Source organism: Niallia oryzisoli, assembly GCF_043641075.1.
Taxonomy (GTDB): domain Bacteria; phylum Bacillota; class Bacilli; order Bacillales; family Cytobacillaceae; genus Bacillus_BD; species Bacillus_BD oryzisoli_A.
Genome location: NZ_JBHZRC010000004.1, coordinates 333,047 through 341,214, shown reverse-complemented (window position 1 = coordinate 341,214; position 8,168 = coordinate 333,047). Strand labels below are relative to the sequence as shown.

The window sequence follows — 8,168 nt, the reverse complement described above, 5'->3', positions numbered from 1 at the left end:
GTTTTCTGTCAGTTGCTTATGGTAATTTTTGTAAAAAAACTACGTAAGTTGTGTTACCTATGCACAAAAATCTAAAAATCTTACTTGACATAGTACGCTGACACCATTAGTTGTTTTTGATTAATTTTTTCTCCAGCAGTTCTACGAGCTGATACATGATGGTTGCAAATATGGCAATGATGAAGAGCGAGAGGAAGACAAGGGTAAAATTAAATACCTGGAAGCCGTAGATAATCATGTAACCAAGACCTTTGGAGGACACTAAAAACTCACCAACGATAACGCCTACCCAGGAAAGACCTACGTTAACCTTTAAGGTAGAAATAATGGTTGGGAACGAGGCTGGAAGAACCGCTTCCTTGAACGATTGTGCTCTTGTTGCTCCAAACGTGTATAAGACCTTTAAATAGTTCGGATCGACCTCACGAAATGCTGTATAAACGACAATGGCTGTAATAATAACGGAAATCAAGGCACCCATGGCCATGATGGATGTGAAATTGGGGCCGAGTGCAACGATTAAAATGGGTCCTAGAGCAATTTTGGGCATAGCGTTTAATATAACCAAGTATGGATCAAGGATTTTTGAAAGGATAGGTGACCACCATAATAAAGCAGCTAACAGGGTGCCAAGCAGGGTTCCAAGCAGAAAACCAAAGATGGTTTCGCCGAGGGTTACACTTAAATGCATGAATAAAGAACCATCCTGGACATTCTCAATCAGCAGCAGGCCTACTTTTGAAGGAGAACTGAAAATCAGCGGGTCAATCCATCGTAACTGACTGGCCAGCTCCCAGGAGCCGAAAAAGGCCAGAAAAATAATGAGCTGATAAAAACGAACCCATCTTTTTTCTCTTTTCAAAGAGTCTAAAAATTTCCGGTGAAGTTGTTGAATCTCAGCTGATGACTTCAAGGGATTCCAACTCCTTCCAAATGGTTTGGAATAGGCCTTGAAACAGCTCATGATTCCTTGCATGAAAGGGAACGAGCTTCCTCAGCGCATCGGGAACGATAAATGTTTTATGGAGCTGGCCAGGCCTAGCGGATAATAGAAAAATCCGGTCGCTCATGGCAATAGCTTCGCTAATATCATGTGTGACAAGAATGGCTGTTTTATTAAACGACTTCAGTGTTTCAAAGATATGGTCCTCTAAATGAAGCTTTGTCTGAAAATCAAGCGCTGAAAATGGTTCATCGAGCATGAGCACCTTAGGCTCTGTCGCCAATGTCCTAACTAGCGCAGCCCGTTGTCTCATCCCTCCGGAAAGCTCTTTAGGGTACTGTTTTTCTACTCCTTTTAAGCCCATTTTCTCAAGTAATTGAAGCGTGTAGTTTTTTCTATCTTCATCAAGCAAGTTGTTTAGTTTTAAACCAAGTTGTATATTCTGTTCTATCGTTTTCCATGGAAACAAGTAATCCTGCTGAAGCATATAACCAATATCATTGGATTTATTACCAATCTTTTTTCCCTCTAACGTGACTAACCCTTCAGACGGCCTTATGAGGCCTGCAATAATCGAAAGGAGAGTGGTCTTCCCACATCCACTTGGGCCAAGCAGGGAAACGAATTCTCCTTCCGCGATATCAAGGGAAATGTCAGAGAGGGCGGTAGTAGTAGATGATTTAGAAAAATAGATATGACTAATGTTTTTGACCTTTAAAAAGCTCATGATTTGCCCTCCTTACAAAAATTCTCTTTTCATGCTGGGAAGGGGGGTCTCTCGAGTTGGTAACTCACGGAGAGCCGAATGATCGTGAGTTAGACCTTACAAAAATGATTTGGCTGGAAGATATTATTTCATTACTTTTTCAGCAAAATCCGTATTAACTAATGTTTCATAGTCAATTCGTTTTGGCAGTTCTCCCGCTTCGTCCATGATGTTTTGTAAATTATTCCATTCCTCTTCATCAAGAATTGGATTCGTCGCAAAGGAGGTTTGGTTTTTATAACGTTCAATGGAAGATTCAATAATTTCTAGGTCCGTATCCTCAAAGTATGCTTGGATTAGTTTGGCAGTTTCTGCAGAGCTATTCTCATATACCCACTGTTGGGCTTTATAAATCGCACGAGTGAACTTCTCAACAATTTCTTGATTCTCTTCGATATAACTTTGCTTTGTCATGAAGGTAGTATAGGGAACATGCCCTGATTCTGTTCCAAATGAAGCAACAATATAGCCTCTGCCTTCTTTTTCAAACATACTTGCCTGCGGTTCAAACAATTGAACATAATCACCGGTCCCGGAAATAAAGGCATTCGCAATATTGGCAAAATCAATGTTCTGGATGAGGTTCAAGTCATTGTGAGGATCAATCCCGTGATTTTTCAACACAAATTCTCCAACCATTTGCGGCATGCCCCCTTTACGCTGTCCAAGGAAGGTACTGCCATTTAATAAATTCCAATCGAAATTTTCAATTTTTTCGCGAGATACGAGAAAGGTTCCGTCTGTTTGAGTCAGTTGTGCAAAGTTAATGACCGGGTCTGTTGATCCTTGCCCAGCTACATAGATGGAAGTCTCCGAGCCGACAAGTGCGATATCAGCACCACCTGATACGAGAGTCGTCATCGTTTTATCCCCGCCAAACGTGGTCATTAACTCAATATCAAGGCCCTCCTCCTTAAAAAATCCTTTTTCAATTGCAACATATTGAGGGGCATAAAAAATGGAACGGGTTACTTCAGCTATTTTAACCTTTTCCAATTTCTTCGTAGCATCACCAGATTTTCCAGTATTACATGCAACAAGACTGGTCATTAAAACCGCCATAACAAGAAGAAAAAAACTAGCCTTCCACCATTTTTTCATGATAGAGGACCTCCCTTAATTAAAAATATGGATTGTTAAGCCTAGATTATCGTATGAAATCTTTAAAAATGTGTGAATGCCTAGACAAATATCAGCTGTCTCTAATTGCTATAGAAGGCTGTAACGTAAAAAAATACCTCTAAACCAAAGGCCTGAAAGATCCTTCGGATAGAGGTATGGTCTTATTTATTATTTACCAATAAACATTTGCGTCCAGTGATGACCGGTTGCTTCGTATCCCACTCCAATATGTGTAAAGTCTCGGCTTAGAATATTTTTTCGGTGGCCTTCACTGTTCATCCAGGCATTAACAACCTCCTGCGGTGTTCTTTGTCCCTGGGCAATGTTTTCTCCAGCTGTTTTATAGGTAACACCATTGTCTCTCATCATGTCGAATGGAGAGCCATAGGTTGGACTTGTATGTGAAAAATATCCCTTTTGCTGCATGTCAACGGATTTCTTCTGTGCTACGCCGCTTAATTGGGTATCTGCCTGTAAAGCAGGAAGTCCATTTTTCCTGCGCTGTTCATTTGTTAAATCAATAACCTGTTGTACAGCCTGGCTGACATTTGCCGGGGCTGGTGCAGCCTGTTGTTGTTGTTGTTGAGCAGGAGCCTGCTGCTGCTGTTGAGCAGGTGCTTGTTGCTGCTGTGTAGGAGCTTGATTTGGCTGCTGCTGAATTAGTGCTTCCGGTGCCTGAACGATTTCTTTGCCTTGTCGAAGCAATGCCTGCAATCGATTATCTAGATTTGGATTGACAGGTATAAATTGATATCTAGCCTCTTGCATTAATACCGCTCTTGTATGTGGATATTGGTTACTTGATTGAGACGTTTTCAGACTAGAAAGATTTGGGTTATCTTTCGTGTTATTGTAATTTTGATTTCGTGCTGTTTTATTGCTAGTAGCATTGTTATTATTGTTCACATTAGTTTGCCCGGTCCAATTAGCGTTGTTTCGATCATTTACATTCCGCATTGACCAATTTGTTGTTCCGGTTCCCCAGTTGGCATTGTTATTTCTGCTCCAGTTTACATTTGTTGCATTATTATTGTTGTTATTCCGGTTGTTTACCGTAGTGGCATTACGACCGTTAGTACGATTATTATTGTCATTGTTATTTCGAACAGTCCAGTAGGTAGGACGATTATTGTTTGCTGCCCTATCATTGTTATCGTTATCCAGGTAATCTTCTGTTAGCGGTCCGCGGTGGTCAAATCCATAAGCTGTACGGTCATCTATTTCGCGGTTTTTGTTGCTTACCTGAGATACATTTGTACCGCCTCTATTTGCTGTGTTGATTTGATTGCCATTTTGCGTATCCATCGCATCATTTGTGTCATTATTACAAGCAGCCAAGCCTAAAATTAGCATAGGGGTTACAAAGATACTGAATTTTCTTTTTCTCAATTGGTTTTCCTCCCTTGAATAGATGGACTACTCTTTTATCTTTTCTTTTTCATGAAAAAGTATTGATGGGAATAACCGTCTATTTTGGGAAGGGGATTTTATCATGGTGGATAATCTGTGGTTTAGTACTTAACTCGATGAAAAAACTCCCTTTAATGGGTGTCATTAAGGGAGCTTAAGCGAGGTCAAATATATTACATTCTGGTTTCGGAAATCGTATTTCTTATCTTTCTTAGTGACTGCTGGGCAGCTTCTTTATTTAATACCCTTAAATTAACATATATTGCATCAATAAGGCTTAGTTGGGCTATCCTTGAGGATAATGCTTCTGAACGGAATTGGGTTTCAGCTGAGCTCGTATAAAGTGAAACATCTGCATGTTGAGAAATAGGAGATTTAGGATAACCGGTAATGGCTATTGTTTTGGCCCCATTTTGTTTTGCTGTTTTTAAAATATTTAAGGTATCCTTATTTGTTCCGGAGTGTGATATCACAACTGCTACATCTTTATCAGTTAATTGCGAGGCTGACATTAATTGAAAATGGGAATCGATAAAAGCAAACACTTTTATTCCGGTTCGGATAAATTTATGATATGCATCCATAGCTATAACGGCAGAACCGCCAGTTCCGTAAAATTCAACTCTATTTGCATGAAGGATTATATTCACTGCTTTTTGGATGGAAGACATATCTAATATTTGTGATGTGTTCTCCAAAGTTATAATATTTGATTTAAAGACTTTTTCTGCAATTGTCTTTTCGTCGTCTTCGTCTGTAATTTCCATATCTACATCCAATTGTTGAGTTGAATTGATAAATTCAGAAGCAAGTGCAATTTTCATGGCTTGGTACCCTTTAAAGCCAATTCGCTTACAAAAACGAAACACGGTTGCATCTGCAACATTTAATTCCTCTGCGACCTCATTGATTGTACCATGAATAATTTTTTCTGGGTCATTCAAAATATAGTCAGCTATTTTTTTCTCTTTTTCGCTGAGTCTTGCGTAATTTGAGCGTATCTTAGCTATGCAATTTTGTGACATTTTTTATTTTCCTCTCTGAATCCGTTTACAAAATGTAATAATATTATAACACAACAATTGTCAAAAATAATTTTTCCTTAATAAAATATATATAAAAAAATATTCAACAAAAAAATACCAAGTATAAGCTTATTTTTTTGCCGATACTTGGTATTTATTAAATAATAATTTAAATTACGCGAATTGCTCCACTCGAAGCGGATGATGAACTAGAAGAATAAAGTCGTAAAAACTTACTAGCCTCACGTTTTATCAATTCAAGCTTTTCTCTACGTAAAGATATTTCCTCCTCACTTACATGGAAGGATAGAGTACGTTTGGTTACATCTACTTCGATTGTGTCACCATCTTCTACAAGTGCGATATTTCCTGCTTCTGCAGCTTCTGGACTAACATATCCGATAGAAACTCCTGCTGAAGCACCTGAAAATCTTCCATCTGTAATAAGAGCTATTTTCTTAAATTTAGCTAATACTTCAGTACATCGATGCAATTCTTTCATTCCTGGACCCCCTTTAGGTCCTTCATAACGAATTACAACAGCATGACCTTCTTTGATTTTATCTTCTTCGAATGCGTTTAAAAATTCATCCTCTGAATTGAATACAATAGCAGGGCCGGAGAAGGTTTTCAATTCTTCTGGTATAGCAGATTGCTTAATTAATGCACCCTGATTAGCTAAGTTTCCTTTTAAAACGGCAATTCCACCTTCGAAATCAATTGGTGTTTCCAATGGATGTATAATTTCACGATCAAGAACCTCTGCATCGGCAATATTTTCACGGATCGTTTTTCCGGTTACTGTTAAAATATCGAGATTCAGATGATGTGATAATTCTTTCATTAAAGCAGGCATTCCACCAGCTCGTTGCAGGTCATTAGTTGTATATTCATTATTATTTGGTGTAACACCAGCAATAAATGGAACGCTGCGACTGATTTCATCGAATAAATCTAGCGGTAAATCCACACCAGCTTCATGAGCAATGGCAGGAAGATGTAAACAGGCATTAAGTGAGCCTCCCATTGCAAGAAGAACAGAAATGGCATTTCTAAAAGATTCTATTCGTAAAATGTCACTTGGCTTAATATTGTTTTTGACTAGTTCTACAACTTGACGACCCGCAGCCTCTGCAGAATCTAACTGTTCTTCCGATAGTGCCTGCATCCATGAAGAATAAGGGAGTGCCATACCAAGCGCTTCGGACAAACCTTGCATAGTATTGGCTGTTCCAAGGAATGGACAGGCACCTGCACTAGGGTAATATTTTTTCGTAACATCAACCAATCCTTTTTCATCTAGTTCTCCCGCAAGGAATTTTTGCCGAGCTTCTTTTGATTCTTTTGGTTTAATGTGATTAGGCATAACGCCGCCAAGAACAACAAGGCTTGGAAGATTTAATCTTGCTGTTGCCATAAGCATTCCTGGGACAATTTTATCACAGGAGCTTAATACGACCATCCCATCGAAAATTCCATGGGCATTGACCATTGTTTCCACGCTATCTGCAACAACTTCCCTGCTTGGAAGTGAATATTTCATACCATCATGACCTTGTGCTATCCCATCACAAACAGCAATCGTATTAAATTCTAATGGAAGTCCGCCTGCATCTAACACACCTTTTTTTACACGATCTGCAAGTTGACGTAAATGTACATGACCTGGGACGATTTCATTCCATGAATTAGCAATTGCGATAACTGGACGATCCATTTTGTTATAATCAACACCACAAGAACATAAATGTGATTTTAAAATAGCACGTGTATAAGGTTTAATAGTAGATAATCGATTTTCAGTCACAATATCAGCTCTCCCTGAAGTTTATAGTAGTTGTTACTATTAATTACTTTTTGTCTATAAAATATTTCTTCGATAATAAAAATTTATGAAAAAATATTTCTTTACTTTTATATTGTAAATAAGATTAGATTATTTTGTAACCACTTTCACAAATATGACAAAAAAATATTTTTTATAAATAAATGAATCATGATGTCCTCAAAAATAACTCGTTTGAGAATATCGTAATTACTATGGTAAAATTGAATGATGCAGAAGAATTGAATCTAAATTGTATTTGCTTAAGTAGAAAGAAGGAATAAATGTGATTATCAGGTCAGATGAAGATTTAAAGGGTTTGAAAGAGATTGGGAAAATCGTAGGAACCATACGTGATGAAATGATAAAAAAAACACAGCCGGGTATTACAACAAAAGAACTGGATGATTTTGCCGGTGAGCTGTTTGAAAAATATGGAGCACTTTCTGCACCAAAGGGTGAATATGATTTCCCAGGCTTTACCTGTATTAGTGTACAGGAAGAGGTTGCCCATGGAATTCCAGGAAACAGGGTTATTCAAGATGGCGATTTGGTAAATATTGATGTATCTGGATCAAAAAATGGTTATTATGCAGATACCGGTTTATCATTTGTCGTTGGTGATGGTAAACCAGAGTTAGTAAAGCTTTGTGAAACGGCGAAAAAAACCTTTGAAGCAGGATTAACAAAATTTAAAGTCGGTGCTAGAAAAAACGCCATTGGAAAAGTGGTCTATCAAACGGCTAGACAAAATGGTTTTACGGTAATTAAAAACCTGACAGGTCATGGGGTAGGCTTATCCTTACACGAGGCTCCTGACCATATTTTGAATTATTATGACGCATGGGACAAGGAAATTCTCCGTGACGGCATGGTTATTGCGTTTGAACCGTTTGTCTCTACAGGAGCAGAAGAAGTATATCAATTAGATGACGGCTGGACATATGTAACAGAGGATAAAAGTTTTGTAGCTCAAATTGAACATACTGTCATTGTGACAAAGGATGGTCCGGTTATTATTACAAACTAAAAGCCAAAGCCGATTCAATTCCTGATGGAGTATCCGTCAGGAATTTT

At 38.3% G+C, this 8,168-nt stretch carries 7 protein-coding genes; 1 reads left to right on the top strand and 6 read right to left on the bottom strand.

From position 1 onward, the window contains the following. Positions 1 to 106: 106 nt before the first annotated feature. The 6 genes from ACHUFV_RS15540 to ilvD form a co-directional block, all read right to left on the bottom strand. Positions 107 to 913, bottom strand: coding sequence for an ABC transporter permease (locus tag ACHUFV_RS15540; RefSeq protein WP_394235674.1), 807 nt, complete (start codon positions 911 to 913; stop codon positions 107 to 109). Beyond that, positions 897 to 1,670 carry an ABC transporter ATP-binding protein gene (locus tag ACHUFV_RS15535; protein ID WP_394235673.1) on the bottom strand — a complete coding sequence of 258 codons (774 nt, stop codon included), beginning with the start codon at positions 1,668 to 1,670 and terminating at the stop codon, positions 897 to 899. Before ACHUFV_RS15535 ends, ACHUFV_RS15540 begins: the two co-directional genes overlap by 17 nt. Before the next feature lie 123 nt (positions 1,671 to 1,793). Further along, positions 1,794 to 2,810 carry an ABC transporter substrate-binding protein gene (locus ACHUFV_RS15530; RefSeq protein ID WP_394235671.1) on the bottom strand — a complete coding sequence of 339 codons (1,017 nt, stop codon included), beginning with the start codon at positions 2,808 to 2,810 and terminating at the stop codon, positions 1,794 to 1,796. A 189-nt stretch (positions 2,811 to 2,999) separates the two neighbouring features. Then, complete coding sequence (locus ACHUFV_RS15525) at positions 3,000 to 4,220, bottom strand: CAP domain-containing protein (protein ID WP_394235669.1); 1,221 nt, start codon at positions 4,218 to 4,220, stop codon at positions 3,000 to 3,002. Between the two features lie 194 nt (positions 4,221 to 4,414). Beyond that, on the bottom strand, positions 4,415 to 5,266 hold the full coding sequence (locus ACHUFV_RS15520) for a MurR/RpiR family transcriptional regulator (protein WP_394235667.1): 852 nt from the start codon (positions 5,264 to 5,266) through the stop codon (positions 4,415 to 4,417). A 169-nt stretch (positions 5,267 to 5,435) separates the two neighbouring features. After that, positions 5,436 to 7,073 carry a dihydroxy-acid dehydratase gene (gene ilvD / locus ACHUFV_RS15515; protein WP_394235665.1) on the bottom strand — a complete coding sequence of 546 codons (1,638 nt, stop codon included), beginning with the start codon at positions 7,071 to 7,073 and terminating at the stop codon, positions 5,436 to 5,438. Between the two features lie 304 nt (positions 7,074 to 7,377). Between ilvD and map the strand changes: the two genes are divergently transcribed. After that, complete coding sequence (gene map, locus ACHUFV_RS15510) at positions 7,378 to 8,121, top strand: type I methionyl aminopeptidase (protein ID WP_394235663.1); 744 nt, start codon at positions 7,378 to 7,380, stop codon at positions 8,119 to 8,121. Positions 8,122 to 8,168: the final 47 nt, after the last annotated feature.